General features: G+C 39.7%; 16 protein-coding genes. 2 read left to right on the forward strand and 14 right to left on the reverse strand.

Going from position 1 to position 12839, the window contains the following annotated elements; translation table 11 throughout:
- Window positions 1-15: 15 nt before the first annotated feature.
- Together J3L16_RS00480 and wecA are read right to left on the reverse strand one after the other, a co-directional pair.
- Window positions 16-357, reverse strand: coding sequence for a hypothetical protein (locus J3L16_RS00480; protein ID WP_207610907.1), 342 nt, complete (start codon window positions 355-357; stop codon window positions 16-18).
- A 12-nt stretch (window positions 358-369) separates the two neighbouring features.
- A complete protein-coding gene (gene wecA, locus J3L16_RS00485; protein ID WP_207610908.1) occupies window positions 370-1434 on the reverse strand; it encodes a UDP-N-acetylglucosamine--undecaprenyl-phosphate N-acetylglucosaminephosphotransferase in 1065 nt (354 codons plus the stop codon).
- Between the two features lie 412 nt (window positions 1435-1846).
- Here wecA and J3L16_RS16130 point away from each other — a divergent pair, with 412 nt between their 5' ends.
- A complete protein-coding gene (locus J3L16_RS16130; RefSeq protein WP_242698578.1) occupies window positions 1847-2122 on the forward strand; it encodes a DUF6170 family protein in 276 nt (91 codons plus the stop codon).
- Window positions 2123-2133: 11 nt separating this feature from the next.
- Entirely contained in the window at window positions 2134-3153 is a 1020-nt protein-coding gene (gene galE, locus J3L16_RS00490; protein ID WP_207610909.1) for a UDP-glucose 4-epimerase GalE, read from the forward strand.
- Window positions 3154-3189: 36 nt separating this feature from the next.
- On the opposite strand, the gene J3L16_RS00495 is transcribed toward galE, so the two are convergent.
- The 12 genes from J3L16_RS00495 to J3L16_RS00550 form a co-directional block, all read right to left on the reverse strand.
- Window positions 3190-3996: a VacJ family lipoprotein gene (locus J3L16_RS00495; protein WP_207610910.1), complete on the reverse strand. Its 807-nt coding sequence runs from the start codon at window positions 3994-3996 to the stop codon at window positions 3190-3192.
- Window positions 3993-5216, reverse strand: coding sequence for a c-type cytochrome biogenesis protein CcmI (gene ccmI / locus J3L16_RS00500; protein WP_207610911.1), 1224 nt, complete (start codon window positions 5214-5216; stop codon window positions 3993-3995). Before ccmI ends, J3L16_RS00495 begins: the two co-directional genes overlap by 4 nt.
- On the reverse strand, window positions 5213-5689 hold the full coding sequence (locus tag J3L16_RS00505; protein ID WP_207610912.1) for a cytochrome c-type biogenesis protein: 477 nt from the start codon (window positions 5687-5689) through the stop codon (window positions 5213-5215). The genes ccmI and J3L16_RS00505 overlap by 4 nt, the downstream gene beginning before the upstream one ends.
- Window positions 5690-5702: 13 nt before the next feature.
- Window positions 5703-6278, reverse strand: coding sequence for a redoxin family protein (locus tag J3L16_RS00510; protein WP_207610913.1), 576 nt, complete (start codon window positions 6276-6278; stop codon window positions 5703-5705).
- Window positions 6275-8272 (reverse strand): heme lyase CcmF/NrfE family subunit, encoded by a 1998-nt coding sequence (locus J3L16_RS00515; protein ID WP_207610914.1) that lies wholly within the window; start codon window positions 8270-8272, stop codon window positions 6275-6277. Before J3L16_RS00515 ends, J3L16_RS00510 begins: the two co-directional genes overlap by 4 nt.
- Window positions 8273-8275: 3 nt before the next feature.
- Window positions 8276-8752, reverse strand: coding sequence for a cytochrome c maturation protein CcmE (ccmE, locus tag J3L16_RS00520; protein ID WP_207610915.1), 477 nt, complete (start codon window positions 8750-8752; stop codon window positions 8276-8278).
- The gene (gene ccmD, locus J3L16_RS00525) at window positions 8749-8973 is read right to left on the reverse strand and encodes a heme exporter protein CcmD (RefSeq protein WP_207610916.1); all 225 of its coding nucleotides are present in this window, start codon (window positions 8971-8973) and stop codon (window positions 8749-8751) included. Before ccmD ends, ccmE begins: the two co-directional genes overlap by 4 nt.
- A 1-nt stretch (window position 8974) precedes the next feature.
- Window positions 8975-9718 (reverse strand): heme ABC transporter permease, encoded by a 744-nt coding sequence (locus tag J3L16_RS00530; protein WP_207610917.1) that lies wholly within the window; start codon window positions 9716-9718, stop codon window positions 8975-8977.
- Window positions 9718-10395, reverse strand: a complete 678-nt coding sequence (ccmB, locus tag J3L16_RS00535) for a heme exporter protein CcmB (RefSeq protein ID WP_242698579.1) — start codon at window positions 10393-10395, stop codon at window positions 9718-9720. The genes J3L16_RS00530 and ccmB overlap by 1 nt, the downstream gene beginning before the upstream one ends.
- Window positions 10392-11021, reverse strand: a complete 630-nt coding sequence (gene ccmA, locus J3L16_RS00540) for a cytochrome c biogenesis heme-transporting ATPase CcmA (protein WP_207610918.1) — start codon at window positions 11019-11021, stop codon at window positions 10392-10394. Before ccmA ends, ccmB begins: the two co-directional genes overlap by 4 nt.
- Window positions 11022-11132: 111 nt before the next feature.
- On the reverse strand, window positions 11133-12158 hold the full coding sequence (gene recA / locus J3L16_RS00545) for a recombinase RecA (protein WP_207610919.1): 1026 nt from the start codon (window positions 12156-12158) through the stop codon (window positions 11133-11135).
- 125 nt (window positions 12159-12283) lie between these two features.
- Window positions 12284-12784, reverse strand: a complete 501-nt coding sequence (locus J3L16_RS00550; protein WP_347564620.1) for a CinA family protein — start codon at window positions 12782-12784, stop codon at window positions 12284-12286.
- Between the last annotated feature and the right edge of the window lie 55 nt (window positions 12785-12839).

The raw sequence follows: 12839 nt of genomic DNA on the forward strand, positions 1-12839 counted from the left end.
TGAAAACTTTTCATTCTAAGTTCCGAATTTTGTCAACACCGAAGGAATAACTCTCCAAACACCGGTTTGAAGGTTCGCGCATAATGTCACTGGAGTAATAGTATCTGTAGAGGCAATACTATGCCCTGAACCACAACGCTCCCCAAATGCAGAGAAATATGTGCCAGTCAATTTATAGGTAACACCATCAAGGTGTATTTGATTTGAGTCTTTCGCCTTCTCTAATTGAACTGTTTTTTTAACTTCAGATGAAGTACTTACTTCAGCAGAATAATAATGAGTAGAATTACACGCTGAAAACAAGCAGCTTAGTATGAGAATTAAAAACGCTTTTGAGACTTTAACATTTAACAACATGATATTACCTATCTACGTTAAGATTTTACTCTTAAAAAAACGCAGTACTTTCCATACATTTTGGATAATAACGCTATAAATAAATAATAAGCCAATAAACCCCCAAAACATATAAGCTTCACTTACCGCAAATATCTCTCCAACAATACCGATAAGCGCGAATATTGCCCCAATAACTAAGATACCTATCAAAGCCTGGTTAGAACTGCAGCCAGCACGCATAAAGATATTGTGTAAATGCTGTCTATCAGGCTGTAACACTGATTGTCCTTTACGAGCTCGACGATACATTATTGCTGCCATATCCATTAAAGGTAAACCTATCAACCATACAGCAGTAATCGGGCGGATTTGGGCTTCTTGACCTTGAGTGAATTCCACAAGTAACCAGACTATTGTAAGTCCAATAAACATGCTCCCAGAGTCACCCATGAATATTTTATTTCCTTTAAACCCTTTAATATTCAAATTAAACGCCAGAAAGGGAATTAATGCAGCAATCACTATCATAGGGGCCATAATAGACGCACCTTGCCCTACGATTAACAAAAGAAATGACAGGGATATTAAAACAATTAAGCTCATTCCACCTGCTAAGCCATCAATACCATCAATCATATTAAAAGCATTAATCACGCCAACAACACAAACTAATGTAAAAATATAACCAAATGCGCCTAAATTAGCGTCGCCAAACCCAGTTATATTACCCAATGATGTAATATAATTTTGTGCGGCCCAAGCCATTATGGCCGCTACACCAAACTGGCATATTAAACGCCCTTTGGCGCTTAAATTAAACCTGTCATCAAGCATCCCAAGTAACACAATAAATGCCGCTGCAGTAAAGAATAGAGGATCATTCTTCAGCCATACATCAGTTAGAAAGCTACTTACTAATATTGCGACAAACATGGCAAAACCGCCAGTCAGAGGTACAAGGCCAGTGTGCTGCTTACGACAGCATGGCTGATCAACCAACCCCCATTGATGAGCAATGGGAGTCATAACAAGAAGCATTACAAATGCCACACCAAAGGCGATCATTAATGGAGCAAGTTCTAGGTAACTAAACATTTATACGATGTCCATGTAAGACTTTTCTCTAAAGTCCACTTTTTTTATAATTAGATACATTAATCATATAACTTTATTATTATGCGCTTCGTTAAAAAGCACTTGATTCATTAAACGACTATATCGAAATTGTTTAATAAATTTAATTAAAATATGAATTTATAACTATATCGTCCGTATCGTATCAAAATTAATTAATTAATGTATAGCTGATACCTTTTTATTTTTCATTTAGTGGCAGCAACCTCTTGTAATTTACACAGGTTTTACAAATTCGACGTAAAAACAAACAATATCAATTAGTGAAAAGTATCATTTTAATGGCTAAACACTCCCAGCTGCGAATAGTTCGTATAGCGAGTATCATCTCGTTCGTCTACAATAACGTTTAATAGTTACTATTATAATCATTATGGCAATTTACTTTACGACAAGAAATATCCCGAAGTTGAAAGGGTTGAGTTTACAAGCTCGCATTGAGTGTATAACTAAAGCGAGTAAAAAGCTCACAGTCCCAGAGAAAACATTTTTGAATCTACTTAAATTAATGGTTTTAGTACCTGCATTTTTACTAGTGCTTCGAGTGAGTACAGATTGGACTTCATTACTATGGGTAGCTCTTATCATCTTACTGTACCCTTTTTTCATTAAACCTATGCAATATTCGATTGCAGCAAAATACTTATAAAAGGAAATTGTGTGAAAACAATATTGGTTACCGGTGGCGCAGGCTATATAGGAAGTCATACCGTACTACAACTACTTGAGCAAAGTTTTAACGTAGTCGTACTCGATAACTTAAGTAATTCACATCCAGAATCCCTGAATCGAGTTGAAAAGCTCACCAAAAAGAAAGTGTCTTTTATTGAAGGTGATATCAGAGACGAAAAATTATTAGAGGCTATCTTTAGTGATACAAAAATCGACGCTGTTATTCATTTTGCAGGTTTGAAAGCTGTCGGCGAATCCGTACAAAAACCATTAGATTACTATCTAAATAATGTCTACGGTACACTTACACTTTGCACAGCTATGAAAAATGCAGGAGTTAAAAATTTAGTTTTTAGCTCTTCAGCAACCGTATATGGCGATCCTGTAACTCTTCCACTAAGAGAGGATTTACCCACAGGTACCCCTACAAATCCTTACGGTATGTCTAAGCTCATGGTAGAACACGTTCTGACCGATACCTTTAAATCTGATAACGACTGGAATATTGTTGTTTTAAGATATTTTAACCCAGTTGGTGCTCACGAATCCGGAGAAATAGGCGAAGATCCAAATGGTTTACCCAACAACCTCATGCCTTATATTTCACAAGTTGCATCGGGCAAGCTAAAGCAGTTAAGTGTTTTTGGCGACGATTACGACACAATAGACGGTACTGGGGTAAGAGACTATATCCATGTTGTTGACTTAGCCAATGGGCACTTAAAAGCAATTGAGAGGCTTAAGGAAAAACAAGGGTTAGATATATACAACCTTGGAACAGGGCAAGGTTACAGTGTACTTGAAATGATTAACGCCTTTGAATCGGGAAGCAATCAAAAAGTCTCTTACACTATATCACCACGACGCAGTGGTGATGTGGCTTCCTGCTATGCAGATTCGTCCCTTGCAGAAAAAGAACTAAATTGGCAAGCTAAACTCAGTTTACAAGATATGTGTACCAGTACTTGGAAATGGCAATCGGCCAACCCTAGTGGCTACAAAAAATAAGCTTAGTAAATAAAAAAGGAGCTTAACGCTCCTTTTTTATTGCTGCCCTTCTTCTAAGAAAGCTTCAAATTCATCGAAGTCATCAAGCTGCTCCTCATCCAAATCAGGGTCTTCTAACTTGCCATCAGAGACTTGAAAAGCCTTGTTTTGAAAATACGCATTTTTCACAAAGGCATAATCATCTGGTGACTGAAGCAACTGATCTTCTTGAAGAATAAGAGTCGCTCTGGTTTCTAATGCAACAACCACAGTTCGTATTATCGCCGTACTGCCATCTAAAATGGTAAGTGGATAATAAAAATTATCGACCGTGTCTCCGGCGATACCGCGCACGTCATTAGGCCCAAGTGCTGGAGTCATGACAAAGGGTCCGTTTGGCACGCCCCATACTCCTAGCACTTCATCGAAATCTTCATCTTGGCGGCTTAAGCCCATTTTGTCGGCTATATCAATCAGCCCTGCCAACCCCAATGTACTGTTAATTGTAAACCTAGCCAAGCTATCTAGACTGTCTCCGCCTTTGCCTTGAAGCGCGTTGTTAACGACATTACCGGGTTCTTCAAGGTTTCTAGCTGCATTTAGCAGCCCTGTTCGCGCAAATTTAGGCATTACTGTGGTATAGGCAATAGTTGCGGGACGTATTAAATAACGATCTAGGATATTCCAATTAAAATCCCAAACTACCCTATTAATGGGCTCAATTGGATCTCTAGGGTCGCTTTGGTTTTGTTCTACATTAGTGTCAGCTGTACTATCACCCTGCTGCTCTGAATGACGAGTTGTACACCCGCCTATTACAAGTGCGGTGATGAAGACCAATGATATAGTTAAATTTTTATTCACTCTATTACCTTATCAATCAAAATAGTATGTGTGCTATCTGATATTCTGTTTGTTATTACTAACGTCCCTTGTATGTCACCACTTTTTGTAGTTACATCTTGAGTAGCAGAAAGCCTAACCGTTACATTCACACTGGAGAAATCAGACAGCACTTTCTCAGGTATCATTGCGTTATCATCGGTAAGTGTTACTTTAACCGGAAAATCGCCAATTCTTAGTCGCTTTACTGCAATTGGCAATCCAGACGTTAAATTATCTGGCCTCACGAACACTATCATATGACCGTCTAAAGGCACTTTATTTTTCATATTTTGTGATAAATGAACCGATAGCGTTAAACTTTTCGGCACCTTAGGTAAATTAGCTTCACTGTTATGTATACCGAGTTGAGTATCTAAACTTGCCTTAATAGGGCTTTTCGAATCTAATTTATTTCTCACTTTCAAATAAAATGGCAAAGCAACCTGAGTTTGGCCTAAGTCCGCAGAAGCCACAGCCATCATCAGATTAAGACTGTTATCATCATGATTCAGACTTAATAAGTATCTCAATTGTTTTTGCGCCAGTCTTACGTTCTGCTCAGAAGATGTCATCATTAATGCTTGAACATAGCTAACTCGAATAGCATTGTTATTTGGCTGAATATCTAATGAACGTTCAAAAGCGGCAATCGCTTCATCCGCTCGACCTAAGGATAAATGTAGTTTTCCCAAAAACATCCAACCTTGGGCATCTTTAGGCTCATCTTTTAATTTTAATCGAATCGCAAGAGCAAGGGTTTGAATATCATCAGGAGTAAGACCGCCTGACTTTTCTGGTGAGAGTAGCTTTTGGCTCAATATTACCGTGTTTTCATTAGCTTCTGTCATCATTTTAATTTCGGTAAGATGATGTACTTTGAAATACACAGCACTCGATATTCCAAGAGCAACAAAAAGCCCGACGAACAAAATAGGAAACGCTGTATTTTTCCGTAACGATACATTGCTTTGTTCCTCAATTAATGCCAGCTTTACCTCATCTGTAGCACTAATTAAATCGCTTTTGCTAATAAGCCCTTCGTTAAATTCACGCTCCATCTCTGATAAGCGTCTTTTAACTAAAGCAGTGTTAGTCACTTCATATTGTTCATCTCTTTTATTCTTAAATAAAAAAGGCAAAGACACAGAGAAAATAAGCACACATGTCAGTACTAAAATGAAACCTAAGAACATGTTCATTGTTCTTTTTCCAACCCTAAGAGCGAATTGGCTTTTTCTATTGCCAGTGCTTTATTTTTTTCAACTGATTTTCTAGAACTTTCGTTAGATTTACTTTTTTTCACATAAAGAAAACCACAAAAACCAAAAAAAACAAAACTTAGAGGAATCAACCAAAGCAATGCAGTCACAGCGTTAAGCGGAGGTTGATAATATACAAAGTCGCCATACCTCGCCTTCATAAATAAAACGATTTCATCCTCAGACATCCCCTCGGATAATAACTGATGCACTTTACGGCGCATATCGCTAGCTATCATTGCATTACTATCGGCAATATTCTGGTTTAGGCATTTAGGACACCGCAGATTTTCAGTTAAATGAATAAAGCGCTTATTCAGCTGAGGATCGTCAAAGCTATAGCTGTCTACTGCGGCTTGTGCCAAAGAAGCATAAAATAGGATAAATAATAGGATACAACCTAGTCGTTTCAACAGACTATTCTCTTTATTCCGCTTCTAATACTGTAATTGCAGGTTTCAATTTAGAGACCCACACATTCTCATTCACATCCCCAATATGATGCCAACGCACCACGCCTTTTTTATCAATTAAAAAATGCTCTGGGGCACCAGTAACACCTAAGTCTAGAGACAGGTCTCGTTTTATATCTAGAATGTGAAATTTATAAGGGTCACCAAAACGATTAAGCATTTCATAGGCTTCTTTTTGCACGCTCTCAATGCTTCTAGTACCAAATTCTGGGTCGAGCTCCTGATCGTAATACAAACCAATAATACGCACGCCTTCTAAATCAACTAAATCCGTTAAAAAAGGCAATTCCACAGCGCAAGTTATACACCATACTCCCCACACATTTAGTAAGGTTACTTTTCCGTCAAATATATCAGGCGTATGTATAACCGTTGAGTCATATAAATCAGGTAACTTAAAATCAGGGATTGGATTACCAACCACGCTTGAATTAAGTTCTTTTGGGTCGGAATACAGTCCTTTTAATAAAAAAGCCACTCCGCCAACAAATAAAAATAAGGGTATAGCAAATAAACCTATCTTCTTCATATTGTCTTTGCCTTCTCTGATCCTTTAAGTGTACGTCTAGTGCCAGTATTTTTTAATTTCTTGGCGAGACGATATCTTTTATCAACAATAGAGCAAAAGCCACCTAACGCCATTATCGCAGCCCCCAACCAAATCCAAATAACAAAAGGCTTAATATAAATTCTTACAGCCCATGAACCATCGTCCAAGGGTTCTCCTAGGGCAATAAAAACATCTCGAATAAGACTAGAATCAATGCCCGCCTCAGTCATTGGCATTCCTTGAACGGGGTAAAACCGCTTCTCAGGAGTTAAGGTTGTAACCGACGTTCCTTCGCTTTTTACTAAAAACTCACCAACATCCGCTGAATAGTTAGGGCCTTTTGACGCCGATACTTTATTAAAGGTAAATGAATAATGCGATAATTCAACTGTTTCTCCTGGGTACATTCTAACATTACGCTCTAAATCATAATTACTGACTAATGTAATGCCGATAACCGAGACCGCAAAACCCACATGACCCAGTACCATTCCCCAATGACTAGATGTAAGTCTCATTAATCTTTCTAACGTAGAGCCTTTATCCATTGCATCAAGGCGTTGAAGAACCTCCTGCACAGTGGTAATAAAAATCCAGCAACACAAAACTAGACCAAGACCTGCCATATAGGTAGGTTGGTCATAAGTAAGATTAATTAGAACCCCTGCACTCAAAGATAAGCCAAACGCAGTTAGCAGTGTATTTTGCAATTTTTTTGGTGACTGCTGTTTCCATTTCGACAGTGGACCAAGTCCTAATAAAAAGACAAAAGGCACAATCAACAACACAAACATTTGATTATAAAACGGAGCACCAACGGAAATGCTTCCAAGCCCCATTTCTTTGTGCACTAAGGGTAAAAGCGTCCCTAAAAGTACCACTAAAGTCGCAGCACATAAAAACAGGTTATTTCCTACTAGTAGAACTTCCCGAGAAAACAATGTGTAACGCCCATGACTCTTTAAAGCGCCAGCTCTAAAAGCATAAAGCCCTAATGCCGAACCACTCAAGACAACGAGTATCCCCAAAATAAATAAGCCTCTGGCTGGATCACTAGCAAAAGAGTGAACCGAAACAATGACACCAGAACGCACTAAAAACGTCCCTAACAGACTTAAAGAAAATGCTGAAATCGCCAGTAACACAGTCCAACTTTTAAACACTTTTCGTTTTTCAGTTACTGCTAAGGAATGCATTAGTGCAGTTCCCACTAACCAGGGCATAAATGATGCGTTTTCAACTGGATCCCAAAACCACCATCCGCCCCAACCTAATTCGTAATAAGCCCACCAGCTACCAAGAGCGATACCTAATGTTAAAAAGGACCATGCCGCAATTACCCATGGGCGCGACCATCTAGCCCAAGTGCTATCGAGTTGCCCAGAAATCAAAGCTGACACTGCAAACGCAAACGCGACCGAAAAACCTACATACCCCATATATAACATAGGAGGGTGAATGATCATGCCAAAGTCTTGTAACAAAGGGTTCAAGTCTCGACCATCAACAGGAAAAAACGGCAACAAGCTTTCAAAGGGGTTCGACGTCAGTAGCATGAACAAATAAAAACCAATTGCTATAGTACCCAATACGGCTAACACCATAGACACCATAGCTAAAGGAATACCTCTGCTAAAAATAGTAACAGCAAGCATCCATGAAGACAGCATTAAAACCCAGAGCAAAAAAGAACCTTCATGCCCCCCCCACACCCCGGTAATTTTATAAGGTAATGGAAGACTTGAATTAGAATTTTGTGCAACATACGCCAGACTAAAGTCATCGGTAATAAAAGAGTAAGTCAAACAACAATAAGAAATCAGGGTAAATGTGAATAACCCAACCGCCAATGGCTTGGCCATCATCATTAATTGCGCGTTGTTGGTTTTTGCACCCCACATTGGATAGATGGCCAGTAAAATGGAGACCAATAGAGCAAACGTTAAAGAGATATTGCCTATTTCTGCAATCATGAATTAACGCCCATTTATCTCATTTACAACGTCAGGTTTAACGTGTTTTATACCTTTTAATGACTCAGCCAATTCTGGCGGTAAATAGTTTTCATCGTGCTTAGCTAACACTTCATCAGCGACCACAGTTTTAGCGTCAGTGAGTATACCTGTGGCTATAATGCCTTGCCCTTCTCTAAACAAATCAGGAAGAATACCGTCAAAGCGAACCAAAACCTGTGGCCCTGTATCCACCAAAGTAAAGGAAACCGCTAGAGAATTTGGATCTCGATTTACTGAATCAGGTACCACCATGCCACCAATGCGCAAACGTTGACCCACTTGTGGAATTTGTCCATTTTTCCCATTCACTATTTCAGATGGAGTATAAAAAAGATCTATGTTTTCACTTAACGCATACAGCATTAAACCGACTGCGCCAGCCACTAGGGTAATTGCAGCAATTGTCATGATTAATCGTTGTTTTCTTCTAGGAGTCATAATGAAGTGCTGCCATTTTCGCTCTGTTTGTGCTGCTGACTGTCTTTAATTCGCTGCTGCCTTTTCTCGTTTTTAATTAGCAATTGTTTTAATTGTTTTGATATGAAAAATGTATGAATGACTAAAAAAACCATCGCGAATATGAAAATACCAAAAGAGCACCATACATACAGCCCGTAGCCTCCCATAGACAAAAAATCACTCAATGAGTCAAATTGCATACTAGTTTTTACCTTCAAACAAAACGTGCTTAACCCAAGGTCGATGAATTTCTCTTCGTACTATTTCGTTTTTTAATCTTAAGCACACAATACCTGCAGCAAAAAGACTAAATCCAAGTAAACACACAAGTAAGGGCCATAACATCTCAGGTGCAATTGAAGGCGATTCAAATTTACTAATGGTGGCACCTTGATGCAAGGTATTCCACCACTCTACGGAAAAATGGATTATAGGAACATTGACTACACCTACTAATGCCATTACGGCGCTGGCTTTTCCGGCAAGCTGTTTATCCTCAAAAGCAGCGTATAGCGCCATGACGCCAAAATACAAAAATAGCATAATGAGTTCAGTGGTTAATCGCGCATCCCATACCCACCATTTTCCCCACATAGGTTTGCCCCAAATGGCGCCGGTGATCAATGCTATAAAGGTCATAACAGCCCCCACGGGAGCCAACGCGATCACACTCATAAATGCCGTTCGCCATTGCCACACCAATCCCACTAAGGCGGCCACTGCCATAGTGGTGTATATCCCCATAGAGAGTAGCGCCGCAGGCACGTGGATATAGATAATTCGAAACGCATCACCTTGCTGGTAATCTTTTGGCGCGAAACCCAGCCCCCAAATGCAACCAATTAGAATGAGTACAAACGACGGCCATAAAAAGAACGGCCATAGGCCATTGCATAAAGTAAACACACGTTCAGTTTTCGCGTATGAATGTAACCATTTCCACATTAGTCTTGACTTACCTTTAAAGCGTAGGCAATTGCAAATGGCGCAATTGCAGAGGTAAATAATAGAATTGAACCCATGATAGCAAGTTGTTGTAAATAAGGTAATTGGGCTGATGCATTTTCAATAGCCGCAGTAGCAAAAATTAATAATGGAATAAACACAGGTACGAGTAGCAATGACAATATTAGTACGGCATTTTTTGCTTTTAACGTTAACGCAACGCCAATAGCGCCCAACATAGATAAAACCGGAGTACCTAGGAGTAACGTTAACAACAATACCAGCATACTATGACCTCCAACATTAAATAACAATGCGAATATGGGCGTCATAATCAATAGAGGCACAAAAGTAATTAGCCAATGACAAAACACTTTACCGAACGTAATTAGTGAGAGTGGGATCCCACATAGGAGCATTTGATCTAGAGAGCCATCAATAAAATCATCGCGAAATATACGCTCTAAGCTGAGCAATGTACTCAATATAGCGGCAATCCAGATAACACCGGGGCCAATACGACTCAAAAGTTCTGGAGATGGACTAATGGCAATAGGAAAAAGGGTAACGACCATAAGTATAAATAGAAGAGGCTGAAGTACTTCCCCTCGCTGTCGAATAGCTAGAATAAACTCCCTTACAATCACCCCTTGATAAACACGATTAACCAAATTCAAAACCGGTACTCCATTGCGAATTTCCGTATTTTTTCATGTAGCCTCAAAGGCTGATGTGAGGTCAAAACTACAGTCCCGCCCTGCTCAACGAAAGAATGAATTCGCTGATTTATGACATCAATACCACTTTTATCTAACGCCGTGAATGGCTCATCTAACACCCATAATTTAGCATTAGGCTTTAACCATAAACGGCTTAGAGCGACTCTGCGCTGCTGCCCAGCTGAAAGCGCATTAACAGGGATATCATCCACTCCGGCTAGGCCTAATTGCGATAATACCCGCTCAATTTCATCACTATTCCCTTCAATACCCTGCTGTTTTAACCAAAAGAGGGTATTTTCAACTGCTGTTAACTGGCCATTTATGGACGACTTATGGCCAATGAACACCAGTATTTTATGGAGCATCTCAGGATTTTCAGTAAGGGGATTTCCTTGTACGTATATCTCACCGTTAGACGGTAACGCTAAACCAACAAGAATGCGTAATAAGCTGGTTTTACCGGCTCCATTTTCACCGACCACATGTACAATTTCACCTTGAGTAACATCTAAATTTAGATTTTCAAATAGAACTCTGTCTCGTTTTATACAAGTAAGTTGGTTAGCGGAAATTAAATGCATTGTCAGTGAGTATAAAAAATAGCGAGGGATGAATATAACACATACAAATAAAAAAGCCCGCAGGGCAAGCGGGCTACAAAGTGGAACGGGGAAGTTCCTATTGCGAAAAGGTTATTCTTTGTCTTCTTCCACATCTTCAGAAATGGTTTTAGACAATAAAAGCGCGTCGCGAATACGCCCTTCTAGTTCATTGGCTATTTCAGGATTCTGGCGCATAAAACGTACAACGTTTGCTTTTCCTTGGCCAATTCTGTCGCCGTTATAGCTATACCAAGCACCGGCTTTCTCTACAAATTTCTGACTTACACCTAAATCGATGAGTTCAGCTTCTTTACTGATCCCTTCACCATATAAAATTTGGAATTCAGCTTGTTTAAACGGTGGCGCAACTTTGTTTTTAACAACTTTAACTCGCGTTTCGTTACCTACGATTTCATCGCCATCTTTAATCGCACCAATACGGCGAATATCCAGTCTAACTGAGGAGTAAAATTTCAGAGCATTACCACCCGTAGTAGTTTCTGGCGAACCAAACATCACACCAATTTTCATTCGAATTTGGTTGATGAATATACACAGGGTATTGGTCTTTTTAATGTTAGCTGTCAATTTTCGTAACGCTTGAGACATTAATCGCGCTTGCAAACCAACATGGCTATCGCCCATGTCGCCTTCAATTTCAGCTTTTGGTGTTAACGCAGCAACGGAATCCACAATCACTACATCAACCGCACCTGACCGCACTAGCATGTCGCAAATTTCTAACGCTTGCTCACCTGTATCAGGCTGAGAAACAAGTAATTCATCTATATTTACACCCAATTTTCCAGCATATATTGGGTCAAGGGCATGCTCCGCATCAACGAACGCACAGGTTTTACCTTTCTTTTGAGCTTCAGCAATAACTTGCAAGGTTAACGTTGTTTTACCTGACGATTCTGGACCATAAATTTCTACGATTCGTCCACAAGGTAAACCGCCTATACCTAAAGCGATATCAATACTCAACGACCCCGTTGAAATAGATTCAATATCCATCGCTTGGTTATCACCAAGACGCATGATTGTGCCTTTACCAAATTGCTTTTCAATTTGACCAAGCGCTGCAGAAAGAGCTTTTGATTTATTATCGTCCACGGATAGTCTCGTTTTATTTAAATGCTGAAAAATTCAATACAGTAAATGTACTGTATAGCCATACAGTTGTAAACAGTAAATTGAAGGTTAATGTTGAAAATCTTCATGCCCAAAGCATGACGAAGTTATTGTAGCGCAGCAACCAGACCTTGGTTGAGTTTCTCTAGCCCATATTGGATTGCTTGGCATCGAACGGCTTCTCTATCGCCTTTAAACAGCATCTTATCGCTATAAACCTGGCCTTTTATATAAAAACCGAACCATACAAGACCAACAGGCTTGGTTTCCGTACCTCCACCGGGTCCGGCGATCCCACTGACAGCAATTGCAACGTCAGCGCTAGCGTTTTTAGCCGCGCCATTTGCCATGGCCTCTACTGTTTGCGCCGATACCGCTCCATGTTCATTTAACACACTTTCAGGTACATCAAGTAAGGTCGCTTTTGCTTTATTACTATAAGTTACCCAGCTCTGTTCAAACCAAGTAGAGCTTCCCGCAAGAGAAGTGAAGGCATTTGCCACACCGCCCCCAGTACAACTTTCCGCTGCAGTAACCGTCCATTTTTGCTGAATAAGTAACCTAGCCAGTGTTGTAACTTGACGGGTATATCCTTCATTTGTAGACACTAAGATGAGTCTCCTGAGAATTGGTGGTACCATTAATCTAAATACTAACATGTGT

The organism is Alteromonas sp. 5E99-2 (assembly GCF_017368475.1).
Classification (GTDB): domain Bacteria; phylum Pseudomonadota; class Gammaproteobacteria; order Enterobacterales; family Alteromonadaceae; genus Alteromonas_F.

What these genes read in the sequence shown, in the direction of transcription:
- J3L16_RS00480 (WP_207610907.1), bottom strand. Translation starts at nt 357, where the DNA reads ATGTTGTTAAATGTTAAAGTCTCAAAAGCGTTTTTAATTCTCATACTA.
- wecA (WP_207610908.1), bottom strand. Translation starts at nt 1,434, where the DNA reads ATGTTTAGTTACCTAGAACTTGCTCCATTAATGATCGCCTTTGGTGTG.
- J3L16_RS16130 (WP_242698578.1), top strand. Translation starts at nt 1,847, where the DNA reads ATGGCAATTTACTTTACGACAAGAAATATCCCGAAGTTGAAAGGGTTG.
- ccmI (WP_207610911.1), bottom strand. Translation starts at nt 5,216, where the DNA reads ATGAACATGTTCTTAGGTTTCATTTTAGTACTGACATGTGTGCTTATT.
- J3L16_RS00510 (WP_207610913.1), bottom strand. Translation starts at nt 6,278, where the DNA reads ATGAAGAAGATAGGTTTATTTGCTATACCCTTATTTTTATTTGTTGGC.
- J3L16_RS00515 (WP_207610914.1), bottom strand. Translation starts at nt 8,272, where the DNA reads ATGATTGCAGAAATAGGCAATATCTCTTTAACGTTTGCTCTATTGGTC.
- ccmE (WP_207610915.1), bottom strand. Translation starts at nt 8,752, where the DNA reads ATGACTCCTAGAAGAAAACAACGATTAATCATGACAATTGCTGCAATT.
- ccmD (WP_207610916.1), bottom strand. Translation starts at nt 8,973, where the DNA reads ATGCAATTTGACTCATTGAGTGATTTTTTGTCTATGGGAGGCTACGGG.
- J3L16_RS00530 (WP_207610917.1), bottom strand. Translation starts at nt 9,718, where the DNA reads ATGTGGAAATGGTTACATTCATACGCGAAAACTGAACGTGTGTTTACT.
- ccmA (WP_207610918.1), bottom strand. Translation starts at nt 11,021, where the DNA reads ATGCATTTAATTTCCGCTAACCAACTTACTTGTATAAAACGAGACAGA.